Genomic DNA, 13,629 nt, shown 5'->3' with positions numbered 1-13,629 from the left:
AGACTGTGCGCCCATGAGTAGCTCGACAGCCATCACGCCGGTGAAAATCTCGCTGACCGGCGGTGACTACTACACCCTGTGGGCGCCCCAGTGGCGCGAGCACGGCTCGGAGTGGCAGGCCTTCCTCGGCGACGACACCTCCGTGTTCGTCTTCGACACGCCCGCCGAGATGCTCGTGTTCCTCGAGTCCGGCGCGGACCACGACCTGACGGCGCACCCGAAGTGGGAGAGCTTCGCCGCCCGCGGCGAGGACCGCGTGGTGCCCCGTGAGAAGGAGAGCTACGACATCATCGGCGCGCCGGCCTACCTGGCCGAGCGCCCCTCCTACGAGAACGTCACCACCGTCGCCGCCGCGGTGCGCATGGCCCGCAGCCTGGCGACGGTCACCTCGGCCGAGGACGCCGTGGTCTTCTTCGCCTCGCACTCGATCCTCAACAACCTCGAGCGCGGCCCCGAGCACTACGCGGGCGAGCCCGGCATGGACGAGTGGACCGGCCTGGGCCGCGTCGTGCTGGCCAACTGGAAGAAGGTCGTCACCGCCCTCGACGAGCAGGTCTCCACCCCCGACTTCGACGAGACCGCCGTCGACGACGCCCGCGCGCGCATCGACGCCGCCGTGGCCGCCGCGGCCGCCGCCCGCGAGGAGGCCGAGGCCAAGCGCAAGGAGAAGGAGGCCGCCGCCGACCCGTACGACTCCTCGCCGTGGGCCGCCGCCGGCATCGACCCGGTGCGCGTGACCATCGACGGCTCGACGCTGTACACGCTGCGCACCTACTACGAGGGCGCACCGGTCTTCCTGGGCCGCTACGGCGAGATCTTCACCTTCAACAACTCCAAGACGCTGGTGCGCTGGATGATCGGCGACCACAGCCACGACCTCGAGCGCTTCTCCACCTGGGAGGACCTTCTCACCCTGGCCAACGCCGGTGAGCTCGAGGTGGAGGTGCACGCGGACAACTCGTACTCCTTCGCGGGCATCGCCGAGGACATCGAGAAGGGCGTCGACGCCGTGGACACCGACCAGATGGCGCGCGCCTACGAGCTGATGGCCGACGCCGCCGACTGGGCCGGCGACGACTCGATCAACTCCTTCTTCCTGGCCAACCCCCGCATGCAGGACTACATCTCCTACATGATCGGCTCCTCCGAGACCTCCGGCTACACCCCGACCCCGCCGTTCACCGACCGGGCCGAGGGCTGGAAGGAGATGGAGCAGCTGCTGGTCAAGCGCTTCTCGCGCAGCTAGCGGCGGCGCCCCTCCCCCGACGAGCCCGCGGCTTACCCGGCCGCGGGCTTTTCGCTGCCCGCGGGACGGGCCGGCTCGGCCTGCGCCGCCTCGCGCCGGCGGACATGGCTGCGCGCGATCGGCCAGGCGGCCACGGCGAAGGCGATGGCGACCAGGCTGGTCCACACCTGCACCTGGCTGCCGGGGTCGGCGATCATGATCACGAAGACCACGGCCACGCCCGCGACCACGAGCAGGTTGGTCAGCGGGAAGAGGCGGGTGCGGAACTCCAGCGAGCGAACCTCCTCGCGGGACATGCGGCGCCGGTAGGCGAAGTGGGTGCAGGCGATCATCGCGTAGACCACCAGCGCCACCAGCCCGGAGCTGTTCATGATGAACTCGAAGATCGGGGTCTCGGGGAAGACGAAGCGGAATCCGACGGCGAAGAGCGCGCCGAGGATGGACGCGAAGATCGCCGCCACGGGCACCCCGCGGGCGTTGCGCCGGGCCAGGACCGGCGGCGCGAAGCCCTGCGCGCCCATCGCGGAGAGCATCCGCGAGGCCGAGTAGAGCCCGGAGTTGAGCACCGAGAGCACCGCGGTGAAGATGACCAGCCCCATGATCTGCGCGGCACCGGGCACGCCGAACAGGTGCAGCACGTAGGTGAACGGGGCCGTCGCCACGTCGGTGGGGTCCGGCAGCTGGTTCCAGGGCACGATCGCGGCGATCAGCGTGATCGAGCCGATGAAGAACAGCAGGATGCGCCAGATGACGGTGTTGGTCGCCCGCCTGACACTCGGGCCCGGGTCCTCGGACTCGGCGGCCGCCATCACGGCGATCTCGGTGCCGAAGTAGGCGAAGATGACCACGGCCATGCCGCTGAGCGCCACGGTGTAGCCGTTCGGCGCGAAGCCGCCGTGCTCCCAGAGATTCGGCACGGAGAAGCCCGCGCCCGGCCAGAGTCCCAGCACGTAGAGGGTGCCGGCCGCCAGGAAGACGAAGACGGCGACGACCTTGATGCTGGCCAGCCAGAACTCCGACTCGCCGAAGCCGCGCACGGAGACCGCGTTAGCCACGATGACCAGCGCGATCACGGCCAGCGACCCGGCCCAGGCCGGCACGGCCGGGAACCAGCCGTGCAGGGTCTCACCGCCGATGACGGCGTCGTAGGCGAGCACGCCGACCCAGAAGTACCAGTACAGCCAGCCGACCAGGTAGCTGGCGAAGGGCCCGAGCCCGTCGCGGGCGTAGTCCATGAACGAGCCGACCGAGGGCTTGGCCGCGGCCATCTCGCCGAGCATCTTCATCGCCAGGTACACCAGCAGCCCGCCGAGCAGGTAGGACAGGATCGCGGCCGGTCCGATCGAGCGGATGACGTTGCCGGAGCCGATGAACAGCGCCGAGCCGACGATGCCGCCGAGCGCGATCATCGTCACGTGCCGGTTGCGCAGGGTGCTCGCCCCGCGCTCGGGGCTCTCACTTGACGACGCCGCGTCGGCCGGCGTGGTGCCCGACGTCGCCGTGGCGGCCGCGGGGTCGGCGCCCGAGGCGCCGGGGGCTGTGGTGGTCATGGGTCTGGGGCCTTCCGTGTGGTTTCTCATGGTCTGTCCGGCCGGGGGCGGCCGGGGTGGACGGGTGCGGGGCGGGCCCGGGTGACCCGAGCCGGCCGCCGCCCCTCCCCCGGCTCAGGGCAGGGCGACGTAGCGGGTGTCGAGGTACTCCTCGATGCCCTCGGTGCCGCCCTCGCGGCCGAAGCCGGACTGGTCCACCCCGCCGAAGGGGGCGGCGACGTCGGCGATGTTGACGCGGTTGACCGCGACCATCCCCGCCTTGAGCCGGCTCGCCAGCGCCTCGACCCCGGCCGCGGAGGCCGAGTAGCCGTACGCGGCCAGGCCGGCGTCGGTGTCGTTGGCCACCGCGATGGCCTCCTCGAGGTCGCCGACCACGCTGACGGTGGCCACCGGCCCGAAGATCTCGGTGTTCAGCACGTCGGCGCCGCAGGGGACGTCGGCGAGCACCGTCGGCGGGTAGAAGTAGCCCTCCCCGGGCACGTCGGCGCGGGTGCGGGCGGTGACCTGGCGCGCCCCGGCGGCCACCGCGGCGTCGACAAGCGCCGACACACGCGCGACGGCCTCGGGGGTCACCAGCGGGCCGACCCTGGTCTCCGGGTCGGTGCCGGGGCCGACGGGCAGGGCGTCGAAGCGCTCGGCCAGGCGCGCGGTGAACTCCTCGGCGACGTCGGCGACGACGATGAAGCGGTTGGCGGCCACGCAGACCTGGCCGGCGTTGCGGGTCTTGGCGGCCACCGCGCCGTTGACGGCGGCGTCGAGGTCGGCGTCGGCGGCCACGACAAAGGGCGCGTTGCCGCCGAGCTCCATCGAGGTGCGCAGCAGCAGGTCGGCCGACTGGCGCACCAGCGTGCGCCCCACGGCGGTCGACCCGGTGAAGGTGACCTTGCGCAGGCGCGGGTCGGCCATCAGCGCGGCCGAGAGGGCCGCGGCGTCGGTGGTCGGCACGATGGAGACCACGCCCTCGGGGACCTCGTGGTGGCTGAAGACCCGGGCGAGGATCTCGCCGAGCTTGAGCATGACCAGCGGGGTCTCCGCGGCGGGCTTGACCACCACGGTGCAGCCGGCGGCGAGTGCCGGGGCGATCTTGCGGGCGGCCATCGACAGCGGGAAGTTCCACGGGGTGATCGCCAGGCACGGGCCCACCGGCCGACGGGTGACCAGGATGCGGCCCTGCCCGCCGGGCGAGTCGGCGTAGCGTCCGGGCAGGCGCTCGGCCTCGCCGGCGTACCAGCGGAAGAACTCGGCGGTGTTGGCCACCTCGGCGGCGGCCTCGCGCAGCGGCTTGCCCATCTCCCGCGAGAGCACCCGGGCCAGCTCCTCGCTGCGGGTGGTCACCGCGCGGGCGAGGTCGGCGAGCACCACGGAGCGGTGCCGGGCGGTGGTGGCGGCCCAGGCGTCCTGGGCGTCGTGGGCGGCACCCAGGGCAGCGAGGGCGTCGTCGACGGTGGCGTCGGCGACCTCGGCGATGATCTCGCCGGTGGCCGGGTCATGGACGTCGAAGGTCGAGTCGTCGGTGGCCGGACCCAAGGTGGTTCCGGTCCAGATTCCGGTGGTGATCTCCGCGCTCATCGCTCGCCTCCCCCGGAACCGGTGGCGCCGGTGGCGCCGGCCGCCCCGGTGTCCGCGCCGGCGCCCGTCCCGGCGTTCCCGGCCTCGGGCCCTGCCTCGGTCCCGGACTCGGGCTCAGCCGCCGCGGTGACGAGCCTGCGCGTGGCCGGGTCGGCGTCGGCGAGGTCGTCGCCCGGCTCGTTGCGTGCCTCGGCGCCCGCCCCGTCACCGGTCTGACCGGCCGGGTTGGTCAGCGGGTTGGCCGGCCCCGGCACGCCGGCCGCGATGCTCGCCGCACTGGCGGCGCCCACCCCGGCCACGGCGGCGGCCCGGGCGCGCGCCCGGTCGAGGGCGACGATCTCGCGGACGAGCTGGCGCAGCCCGTCGCGTAGCAGGTCCTCGGGGATGGTCAGCGACGGCAGCAGGCGGATGACGTTGCCGTCGATGCCGCAGGTGAGCACGAGGACGCCGGCCTGCGCGCAGCGCACCGCGACGTCGGCGACGGCCTGCGGGTCGGGCCGGCCGGCCGCGTCGACGAGCTCGACGGCGATCATGGCGCCGCGGCCGCGCACCTCGGCGACGCGTGAGAGCCCGTTGAGGGCGTCGAGCTCCTCGCGGGCGACGGTCTCGATCTCGCGGGCGCGGGCAGGCAGGCTCATCCGCTCCATCTCGGCGAGGGTGGCCAGGGCGGCGGCGCAGGCGACGGGGTTGCCGCCGTAGGTGCCGCCCAGCGATCCGGGGGCCGGGGCGTCCATGATCTCCGCGCGCCCGGTCACGGCGGACAGCGGCAGCCCGTTGGCCAGCGCCTTGGCGGAGCAGACGAGGTCGGGCACCAGCTCCTCGTGCTCGGTGGCGAACCAGGTGCCGGTGCGCCCGATGCCGGCCTGGATCTCGTCGGCGACGAAGACGATGCCGTGCCCGCGGCACCACTCGGCGAGCGCGGGCAGGAACCCGGTGGCCGGCACCACGAAGCCGCCCTCGCCCTGGACGGGCTCGGCGACCAGGCAGGCGATCTCGCCGGGCTCGCAGGTCCGCTCGAGGTGGGCGATGGTGCGCGCGGCGGCGTCCTCGCCGGTCAGCCCGTCGCGGACGGGATACGACATCGGCGCGCGGTGGATGTCGCCGGCGAAGGGCCCGAAGTCCTTCTTGTAGGGCCGCGGCTTGGTGGTCATCGCCAGGGTGAGGTTGGTGCGCCCGTGGAAGCCGCCGTCGAGGACGGCCACGCCGCGCCGACCGGTGTGGGCCCGGGCGATCTTGACGGCGTTCTCGATCGCCTCGGCGCCGGTGCTGAAGAGCATGGTGCGCTTCTCGTGGTCGCCGGGGGTCAGCTCGCCGAGCTTCTCCGCGACCTCGACGTAGTTCTCGTAGGGGCTGACCAGGTAGCACGTGTGGGTGAAGTGCTGGGCGGCCTCCGCGACGGCCTCGGCGACGGCCGGGTTGGAGGCGCCGGCCGAGGTCACGGCGATTCCGGAGGAGAAGTCGATGAAGGAGTTGCCGTCGGCGTCGACGAGCACTCCCCCGTCGGCGTCGACCACCGCGCCGGGCAGGGTGGGTGCGACGGCGCGCGGCACGTGGCGGCGGCGTCGCCGGGCGAGCTCCTCGGTCTCGGGTCCGGGCGGGCCCTGCTTGATGCTGCGGACCTGGGGCAGGCGGTAGGTGAGATCCTCCACGGGGCTTCTCCTCCTTCGTCGTGTCTTGTCGTGCCGTGCGCGGTGGATCCAGACCACGTCGGATTATTTTTGTGATCTGCGATACTCGCTTGTCGGGGGACACTACTCCCGGGCGGGACATCACATACTTTTTATGCGAAAAAGACATGGATTGATACGCGCCGTGGGGCGCACCAATTTCCGACGTCGCGCCCGCGCCCGTTTTGGGGAACGCTCCGCGCGTGCGCCCGGGCCCGCGCCGGGGCGCGTTCTACCATGAGCCAATGCACAGCCGCCTGACCCGTCCCGCCCAGCGGGAGTTCCGCCGCACCCTGCTCGCCCCGGTCGCCCTCGGCGCCGCCACCCTGATGGTGCTGAGCCCTGCGGGTGCGCCCGCCGCTCTGGCCCAGCAGGCGCAGGAGCCCGCGCCGGAGTCCGCAGCGGAGTCGGATGCACACGACACGGAGTCGGACGCCCCGGTCACCGACGCGCTGGGCAACCTCGTGCCCTCCCCGCGGGACAAGGCCCCGGACACCGACTCGTGCCCGCACAGCCTCGTGCCCGCCGAGCCGCGCTCGACCTCTGAGCGCCTCGCGCCCGGCGAGGAGTCGCCCACTCCCCCGCCGCCGGCCGAGGGCGCCGACTGCGGGATCACCGCCGCGCGCGGCTACGAGGTCCCCGAGGAGCAGACGGCCGCGGCGTGGATCGTCTTCGACATCGACTCCGGCGACGTCATCGCCCAGAAGGACCCGCACGGGCGCTACCGCCCGGCGAGCATCATCAAGGTGCTGCTGGCGCTCACCGCGATCGACGAGCTCGACCTGGACGCCGAGGTCCCGGTCAGCGAGAAGGCCGCGACCATGGAGGGCTCCTCGGCGGGTATCGGCACCACGGGCACCTACACCGCCCGCGACCTGCTCTACGGCCTGCTGCTCAACAGCGGCAACGACGCCGCACAGGCGTTGGCCGAGGCCCTCGGCGGCGAGGAGGCCACCCTGGAGAAGGTCAACGCGCTGGCCGAGCGCCTGGGCGCGCACGACACGCACGTGGCCGACTACACCGGCCTGGACAAGCCGGGCCAGATGACCAGCGCGCACGACCTGGCGCTGATGTACCGGGCCGCCTGGGAGAACCCGACCTTCGCGGAGATGGTCGACACCGACTACGTGAACTTCCCCGGCCACCACGACAACGACCCGGACGCGGCGGAGGCCTCGACCGAGCCGGCCCAACCGGCGCAGCCGGGGGCGACCGACCCGGCACGCGGCAACGACGCGGCACAGTCGGGCACCCCCGACGAAGATCCGTTCACCGACGACGACCCGTCGAACGGCTACCAGCTGTGGAATGACAACCAGCTGTTCCTGCAGGACCCCGACGGCATCGGCGGCAAGACCGGCTACACCGACGACGCGCACCACACCTTCGTCGGCGCGCTCGACCGCGACGGGCGGCGCCTGGCGGCGGTGGTGCTGGACACCACGATCGACAAGGGCCGGGCGTGGGAGCAGACACAGCGCTTCCTGCACGCCGCCTACGAGGTGCCCGCCGGCGAGAAGGTCGACTCGCTGGCCGAGACCACCGGAGAGGTCGGCGCCGGGGCGACGACCGCCCCCGAGGCCGACGACGCCACGGGCGGGCGGACCGCGCAGGCCGGCATGTGGGCCGGGCGCGGCACCTGGGTCGGCGCCGGCGTGGTGGCCGCCGTGGTCCTCGCCGCAGGCCTGGGTGTCTGGCTCACCCGCCGGCGGCGCTGAGCGGGCCGCGCCTCGCGGCGCGGCCGAACCGGCCGGGGCGAGGCATGGGAGAAGGGCGGGACCGATCAGGCCCCGCCCCTTTTTTGTCGTTCGCTGAGCGCCCCCGCTCAGCGGCGGCGCAGCAGGGTCGCCAGCGCGGTGGCGGCCGCGCCGACGGCGGCGCCCACACCCACGGCGGTCGGGGTGGAGACCGTCTCCGGGCGGACCTCGTTGCGCACGCGGATCACGGCCGGCTCGGGCGCCGGCAGCTTGACCAGGCGCAGCGACTCCTCGGTGGTGGCGGCCCACGCGGAGACGTAGAGCACCACGCGCCAGACCAGGTACATCATGACCATCAGACCGATGATCGGGCCGAAGGCGGCACCGGCCGGGTTGTTCAGCGCGTTGGAGGCGAAGACCGAACCGAGCTGCTTGATGACCTCGAAGGCGACCGCGCCGATCAGCGCGGCCTGCAGGCCGGAGCGGCGCGGCACGCGGGTGCGCGGCAGGTACATCACGATCCAGAGCATGACCAGGAAGTTGGCCGCGACACCGATGAGGACGGCCAGCAGCCAGGTGACGTACTGGATGCCGGGCACGTGGTCCAGGCCGACCATCTCGATCAGGCGGGCGGTCAGGCCGGAGGAGCCGACGGCGGTGACACCGAAGGCGACGCCAAAGGCGAGCAGCAGGCCGATCAGGCCGACGAGGTCCATGGCCTTCTTGACGGCGAAGTTGCCGTCGGTCGGGTCCAGGCGCCACATCTTGGACACGCCGTAGCGCAGGTTGTCCATCCACCCGAGGCCGGACCACAGGGCGGTCAGACCACCGATGCCGGCGATGACGCCGCGCTGGGCGACGGCGGTCTCGATGACCCCGCTGATCATCTCGCCCATCTCGCCCTCGAGGCTGCCGGTGACCGAGTCCTGGAGGGACTCCAACTGGTCCGGGTTGTTGGCCAGCACGAAACCGGCGCCGGCGAAGACGAGCATGAGCAGCGGGAAGATCGCCAGCACGGAGAAGTAGGTGATGCCCGCGGAGTACTGGTTGCCGCCGAAGGAGGCGTAGCGCTCCTGCATGCGCATCACGTGGTCGAACCAGCCCCACTTGCGGCGCAGCTTGTCCACCATGCCCGGTTCGTCGGCGGTGGACCGCTCGATGCCGTAGACGTCGGTCCTCTTCTCGTCGCTGTCGGTGACGGTCGCGGCCATCGTGTGCTCCTTGGCGGTTCGGTGCGTGTGGGGCGGGGTTCGGCGTGGGCGGGCGCTCGGCGCGCGGCGCCCGCCGGTTCAGTACCGGCGGATGCGCCGGGGCGAATGACTCCGCCCGGCCAGTTTAAGGCTCAGTGGGCCTTCCTGTGGGCCGGGACGAGGAATCCCATCTTCTCGTAGACCTCGGCGACCAGCGGGTCGGCCAGCTCGTTGGCGCGCTCGGCGCCGCGGGCCAGGATCCGCTCGATCTCGGCCGGGTCGGAGACGTACTCCTCGTAGCGGGCCTTCAGCGGGGTGGTGAACGCCTCGAGGGCGTCAGCGGTGTCGACCTTGAGCTGGCCGTAACGCGCGCCGGAGGCGGTGTAGCCGGCCACCAGGTCCTCGATCGGGGTCCCGCTCAGGGCCGACTGGATGACCAGCAGGTTGGACACGCCCGGCTTGGTGGCCGGGTCGTAGGTGATCTCGTCGCCGTCGTCGGTGACCGCGGAGCGGATCTTCTTGGCCGAGACCTTCGGGTCGTCGAGCAGGTTGATCAGGCCCTTGGGGTTCGGCCCGGACTTGGACATCTTGGCCGTGGGGTCCTGCAGGTCGTAGATCTTGGCCGCGCCCTTAGGAATGAAGCCCTCGGGCATGACGAAGGTCTCGCCGAAGCGGTTGTTGAAGCGCTCGGCGAGGTTACGGGTCAGCTCGAGGTGCTGGCGCTGGTCCTCGCCGACGGGCACGAGCTCGGGGCGGTAGAGGAGGATGTCCGCCGCCATGAGCATCGGGTAGGCGAAGAGGCCCGCGGAGGTGCGGTCGGCGCCGTGGCGGGCCGACTTGTCCTTGAACTGCGTCATGCGGCTGGCCTCGCCGAAGCCGGTCAGGCAGGTCAGCACCCACGCCAGCTCGGCGTGCGCCGGGACGTGGGACTGGACGAAGAGGGTGGAGCGCTCGGGGTCGATGCCGAGCGCCAGCAGCTGGGCCACGCCGGCGACGGTGCGCCGGCGCAGCTCCTCCGGGTCCTGGTCGACGGTGATCGCGTGCAGGTCCGGGATGAAGTAGAACGCCTCGTAGTCGTCCTGCAGCTCGATCCACTGCTTGAGGGCCCCCAGGTAGTTACCCAGGTGGTAGGAATCGGCCGTCGGCTGGATGCCGGACAGGACGCGCTGTGAGGAGGCTTGCTTGTTCATGGCGATTCAGTCTAGCGCCACAGGTCTCCTACAGCTTGCGGGAGGTGGGGCTGATGCGGTCGGCGGTCAGGGCCCAGGCGGCGACGATCAGCGCGCCGCCGACGGCCAGGCCCAGCCCGGCGAGGATGCCCAGGACGGTGAAGCTGGCGGCCCCGATCGCCCAGATGGAGGCCGCACCGATGACGATGCCGAGGACGAGGCAGATGATCGCGAGAATCATAGAAATTCACCCTGCATTCTTGCTGGTTTGATAGGTCCGAATGCACAGGGTACCCCACCCGGGCCCACACTTCGCGTGCGCCCCGACGCATCCACCCCCGCCCGGTCGGACCGGCGCGCCCACCCCGGCAGGCGCTCTCCGCCCGGCGCAGCGGCAGCCACCCCGCCGGGCGCTCTCCGCCCGGCGCAGCGGCGCCCACTTCGCCGGGCGCCGCGCCCGGCCCTACTCGCCGCCGGACGCGCCCTTCGCCCCCGGGCCGGAGCCGCCGGGGCGGCGCCGGCGCAGGATCTTCGGCGGGCGCGGGCGCTTGGGCGGGTGCACACCGCGACGTCGTAGAGCGAGCCGGGCACGGCGCACGCCGGTCACCCGGTAGGCGCCGCGCAACCCGCGGTACAGGCGCGGGTCCATCTGCTGTTCGTCGCCGAGGTACTCGAAGACGGGCAGCGAGATGTTCCAGTGCAGCGCGGCCAGGCGCCCGGCGATTCCGAGCGAGAGGGTCAGCAGGATGATCCAGTTCTCCTCGAGGCCCACCCAGTCCAGACCCAGGTAGACCACCGTGATGCCGACGCTGATCGAGGCGTAGAGGTCCTTTTGGAAGACCAGCGGGACGCGGTCGGAGAACAGGTCGCGCAACACGCCGCCGAACACGCCGGTGGCCACCGAGGCGACCGTGGCGATGAGGAAGCCGTGGCCGAGCTCGAGGGCGATGCGGGTGCCCAGCACGGAGAAGGCGCACAGGCCCACGGCGTCGGCGACGAGGAAGACCGTGCTGAAGTACTTCGCCAGGAAGGACAGCGAGACGGTCACCAGGGCGGCGACGAGCACGATGACCAGGTAGACGGGGTTCTCCACCCAGATCAGCGGGTAGTGGTCGAGCAGGAGGTCGCGGACCACTCCCCCGCCGAAGGCCGTCACACAGGCGAGCACGAGCACGCCGAAGAGGTCGAAGCGCTGCCGGCCCGCGGCCAGGGCCGCGGTCATCGCCTCGGCGGTGATGCCGATGATGTAGGTGATCGAGAGCAGCATCAGCGGTAGTTGACGGTCAGCGGCGAGTGGTCGGACCAGCGCATCTCGACGCTCTCCGCCTTGTCCACGTGCACGGACTCGGCACGCTCGAGCATCTCGGCGGTGGCGGCCTGGTAGTCGATGCGCCACCCGGCGTCGTTGTTGAACGCCTGGCCGCGGTAGGTCCACCAGGTGTAGGGGCCGGGCCCCTCGGGGTTGAGGCGGCGGGTGACGTCGAACCAGGCGGGCTCGGCGGCCGGCTCACGCACCGGGCCGCCGGCGTACTCGACGGCCCCGGAGAAGGTGCCGACCTCGGCGACGTCCGCGGTCTGCGCGGCGTCCTCCGGGAAGGCGCCGAAGACGGAGTCCATGAAGCGGCGCTCGTCGGGCAGGAAGCCGGACTTCTTCAGGTTGCCCTTCCAGTTCTTCAGGTCCTCGCGGCGGTGGCAGATGTTCCAGTCGCCGCAGATGACCATCCGCGGGTAGGTGCGCGCCCGCTCGGCGAGGATGTCGGTGAACTCGTCGAGGAAGCGGTACTTCTCGTCCTGCTTCGGTGTGTCCTCGGAACCGGAGGGCAGGTAGAGGCTGGCCAGGCGCACCGGGCCGAAGTCGGCCTCGTAGGTGCCCTCGAGCCAGCGCCCGGCGTCGGTGAAGCTGCCGAAGCCGATCTCGACGTCGGTGAGCTCCTTCTTCGACAGGATGCCCACGCCGGCGCGGCCCTTGGCGGCGGCCGGGGCGACAAGGAGGTGCCAGCCCTCCTCGAGGGCGCCGGCGAGCGCCTTCTCGGCCTGCTCGACGGTGGCGCGCACCTCCTGCATCAGCACGACGTCGGGGTCGGTGCGGTGCAGCCAGTCGACGAGGCCGAGGTTGGCCTCGTTGCGCTTCTTGGTGGCGGCGCGGATGCCGTTGACGTTGACGGAGGTGACGGTCAGGCTCATGCGCACGATCCTATCGGGCGCGGTCGGAATTCCCGTTCCGGGCCTATCAGTCCGCGCCCGCGTGCTTGCCGACGTCGCGTCGCGCCCGTGTGCGCTCCCCTTCCGCGTCGGCGCGTGGGCGCGCGGCTCACGCCGCGGCGAGGCTGCGGCGGCGCAGGAGGAAGGCCGGGATCCAGACGAGGATGGCGGCGGCGGCCAGGCCGGCGCCGGCGAAGGCGGGGGCCGCGTAGCCGTGGCCGGCGGCGATGACCGCGCCGCCCAGGGCCGCGCCGAGGGCGTTGGCCAGGTTCAGGGCGGACTGGTTGAGGGCGGCGGCCAGCGTCTGGGCGTCGCCGGCGACGTCCATCAGGCGGATCTGCAGGCTCGGGATGAGCGTGGAGCCGAAGAAGGAGACGAGGCCGAAGTTGATCGAGCCCAGGATGATGTTCGTCGAGGAGAAGTAGAAGCAGACGAGCACCACGGCGATCATGATCAGCGAGAACAGGATGCCGAACTCGAGGTTGCGGTCCGCGATGCGCCCGCCGAACCAGTTGCCGACCACGGAGCCGACGCCGTAGCACATGAGCACCGCGGGCATCCAGGCCGGATCGAGGCCGGCGCGGTCGACCATGGTCCAGGAGATGTAGGTGTAGACGGAGAACATGCCGCCGAAGCCGACGGTGCCCATCGCCACGGTCAGCCAGACCTGGCTCTTGGTCAGCGCGGAGAGCTCGGTGCGGAAGCCGGTGGCCTTCATCTGCGTCATGTGCGGCATGAGGAACCACAGGGCGACCAGGCAGATGAGGAAGAGCGCGACCACCAGCGCGTAGGCGGCGGGCCAGCCGGCGAGCTGACCGAGGGCCTGGGCCGCGGGGACGCCGACGACGGTGGCCACCGACAGGCCCATTCCGACGAAGGCGATGGCCTGGCCGCGCTGACCGGGCGGGGCCATCGAGGCCGCCGAGAGCCCGGCGACCGAGAAGTAGGCGCCGTGCGGCAGCCCGGAGATCACACGGGCGGCCATGAGCACCCACAGCGAGCCGGTGACCGCGGCGAGCACGGTCAACAGGTTGCCCAGCACCAGGCCGAAGGTCAGCAGGAGCAGCAGGCGGCGCCGCGGCAGGCGGCCGGTCAGCGCGGCGATGCCCGGCGCGCCGATGACCACGCCGAGGGCGTAGGCGGAGATGATGCGCCCGGCGACGTCCTCGGTGACCCCGAAGTCCTCGGCGATGAGGCTGAGCAGACCCATCGTGACGAACTCGGTGGTGCCGATGGCGAAGGCACCGACCGCCATCGCCAGCATGACGATGATCCGGCGCGGCTCGGAGATCTCGGTCTGCCGCGGGCGCGGGCGCCGCGCGGGCAGGCTGACGGGCTT

The 13,629-nt window shown here is 72.1% G+C and carries 10 protein-coding genes and 1 pseudogene; 2 read left to right on the top strand and 9 right to left on the bottom strand.

Annotation, left to right across the window (positions count from 1 at the left end):
* The first annotated feature begins 13 nt into the window (after window positions 1-13).
* Window positions 14-1,246, top strand: a complete 1,233-nt coding sequence (locus tag CFRA_RS02690) for a hypothetical protein (protein ID WP_075663346.1) — start codon at window positions 14-16, stop codon at window positions 1,244-1,246.
* Between the two features lie 32 nt (window positions 1,247-1,278).
* On the opposite strand, the gene CFRA_RS02685 is transcribed toward CFRA_RS02690, so the two are convergent.
* From CFRA_RS02685 to gabT, 3 genes and pseudogenes are all read right to left on the bottom strand, one after another.
* Window positions 1,279-2,796 (bottom strand): amino acid permease, encoded by a 1,518-nt coding sequence (locus CFRA_RS02685; RefSeq protein WP_245797639.1) that lies wholly within the window; start codon window positions 2,794-2,796, stop codon window positions 1,279-1,281.
* Window positions 2,797-2,910: 114 nt separating this feature from the next.
* Window positions 2,911-4,365, bottom strand: a complete 1,455-nt coding sequence (locus CFRA_RS02680) for an aldehyde dehydrogenase family protein (protein WP_075663345.1) — start codon at window positions 4,363-4,365, stop codon at window positions 2,911-2,913.
* 335 nt (window positions 4,366-4,700) lie between these two features.
* A pseudogene (gabT, locus tag CFRA_RS02675) lies at window positions 4,701-6,014 on the bottom strand (4-aminobutyrate--2-oxoglutarate transaminase); the annotation flags it as partial.
* A 263-nt stretch (window positions 6,015-6,277) separates the two neighbouring features.
* Between gabT and CFRA_RS11830 the strand changes: the two are divergent.
* On the top strand, window positions 6,278-7,750 hold the full coding sequence (locus CFRA_RS11830; protein WP_281247465.1) for a D-alanyl-D-alanine carboxypeptidase family protein: 1,473 nt from the start codon (window positions 6,278-6,280) through the stop codon (window positions 7,748-7,750).
* 107 nt (window positions 7,751-7,857) lie between these two features.
* On the opposite strand, the gene CFRA_RS02660 is transcribed toward CFRA_RS11830, so the two are convergent.
* From CFRA_RS02660 to CFRA_RS02635, 6 genes are all read right to left on the bottom strand, one after another.
* On the bottom strand, window positions 7,858-8,940 hold the full coding sequence (locus CFRA_RS02660) for a YhjD/YihY/BrkB family envelope integrity protein (protein WP_075663343.1): 1,083 nt from the start codon (window positions 8,938-8,940) through the stop codon (window positions 7,858-7,860).
* Window positions 8,941-9,071: 131 nt separating this feature from the next.
* Complete coding sequence (gene trpS / locus CFRA_RS02655; RefSeq protein ID WP_075663342.1) at window positions 9,072-10,109, bottom strand: tryptophan--tRNA ligase; 1,038 nt, start codon at window positions 10,107-10,109, stop codon at window positions 9,072-9,074.
* Window positions 10,110-10,137: 28 nt separating this feature from the next.
* Complete coding sequence (locus CFRA_RS02650) at window positions 10,138-10,329, bottom strand: hypothetical protein (protein WP_075663341.1); 192 nt, start codon at window positions 10,327-10,329, stop codon at window positions 10,138-10,140.
* Window positions 10,330-10,551: 222 nt separating this feature from the next.
* Window positions 10,552-11,355, bottom strand: a complete 804-nt coding sequence (locus CFRA_RS02645) for a trimeric intracellular cation channel family protein (RefSeq protein ID WP_075663340.1) — start codon at window positions 11,353-11,355, stop codon at window positions 10,552-10,554.
* Window positions 11,355-12,272: an exodeoxyribonuclease III gene (locus CFRA_RS02640; protein WP_075663339.1), complete on the bottom strand. Its 918-nt coding sequence runs from the start codon at window positions 12,270-12,272 to the stop codon at window positions 11,355-11,357. The genes CFRA_RS02645 and CFRA_RS02640 overlap by 1 nt, the downstream gene beginning before the upstream one ends.
* 127 nt (window positions 12,273-12,399) lie before the next feature.
* A complete protein-coding gene (locus tag CFRA_RS02635; protein WP_083667007.1) occupies window positions 12,400-13,554 on the bottom strand; it encodes an MFS transporter in 1,155 nt (384 codons plus the stop codon).
* Window positions 13,555-13,629: the final 75 nt, after the last annotated feature.

Origin of the sequence: Corynebacterium frankenforstense DSM 45800, from assembly GCF_001941485.1 — a bacterium.
Taxonomy (GTDB): Bacteria; Actinomycetota; Actinomycetes; order Mycobacteriales; family Mycobacteriaceae; genus Corynebacterium; species Corynebacterium frankenforstense.
This window is presented reverse-complemented; position numbering and strand designations above follow the sequence as displayed.

Excerpts from the sequence above, each read along its gene's own strand:
- CFRA_RS02690 (WP_075663346.1), top strand. The coding sequence starts at position 14 with ATGAGTAGCTCGACAGCCATCACGCCGGTGAAAATCTCGCTGACCGGC.
- CFRA_RS02685 (WP_245797639.1), bottom strand. The coding sequence starts at position 2,796 with ATGACCACCACAGCCCCCGGCGCCTCGGGCGCCGACCCCGCGGCCGCC.
- CFRA_RS02680 (WP_075663345.1), bottom strand. The coding sequence starts at position 4,365 with ATGAGCGCGGAGATCACCACCGGAATCTGGACCGGAACCACCTTGGGT.
- CFRA_RS11830 (WP_281247465.1), top strand. The coding sequence starts at position 6,278 with ATGCACAGCCGCCTGACCCGTCCCGCCCAGCGGGAGTTCCGCCGCACC.
- CFRA_RS02660 (WP_075663343.1), bottom strand. The coding sequence starts at position 8,940 with ATGGCCGCGACCGTCACCGACAGCGACGAGAAGAGGACCGACGTCTAC.
- trpS (WP_075663342.1), bottom strand. The coding sequence starts at position 10,109 with ATGAACAAGCAAGCCTCCTCACAGCGCGTCCTGTCCGGCATCCAGCCG.
- CFRA_RS02650 (WP_075663341.1), bottom strand. The coding sequence starts at position 10,329 with ATGATTCTCGCGATCATCTGCCTCGTCCTCGGCATCGTCATCGGTGCG.
- CFRA_RS02645 (WP_075663340.1), bottom strand. The coding sequence starts at position 11,355 with ATGCTGCTCTCGATCACCTACATCATCGGCATCACCGCCGAGGCGATG.
- CFRA_RS02640 (WP_075663339.1), bottom strand. The coding sequence starts at position 12,272 with ATGAGCCTGACCGTCACCTCCGTCAACGTCAACGGCATCCGCGCCGCC.
- CFRA_RS02635 (WP_083667007.1), bottom strand. The coding sequence starts at position 13,554 with ATGCTGGCGATGGCGGTCGGTGCCTTCGCCATCGGCACCACCGAGTTC.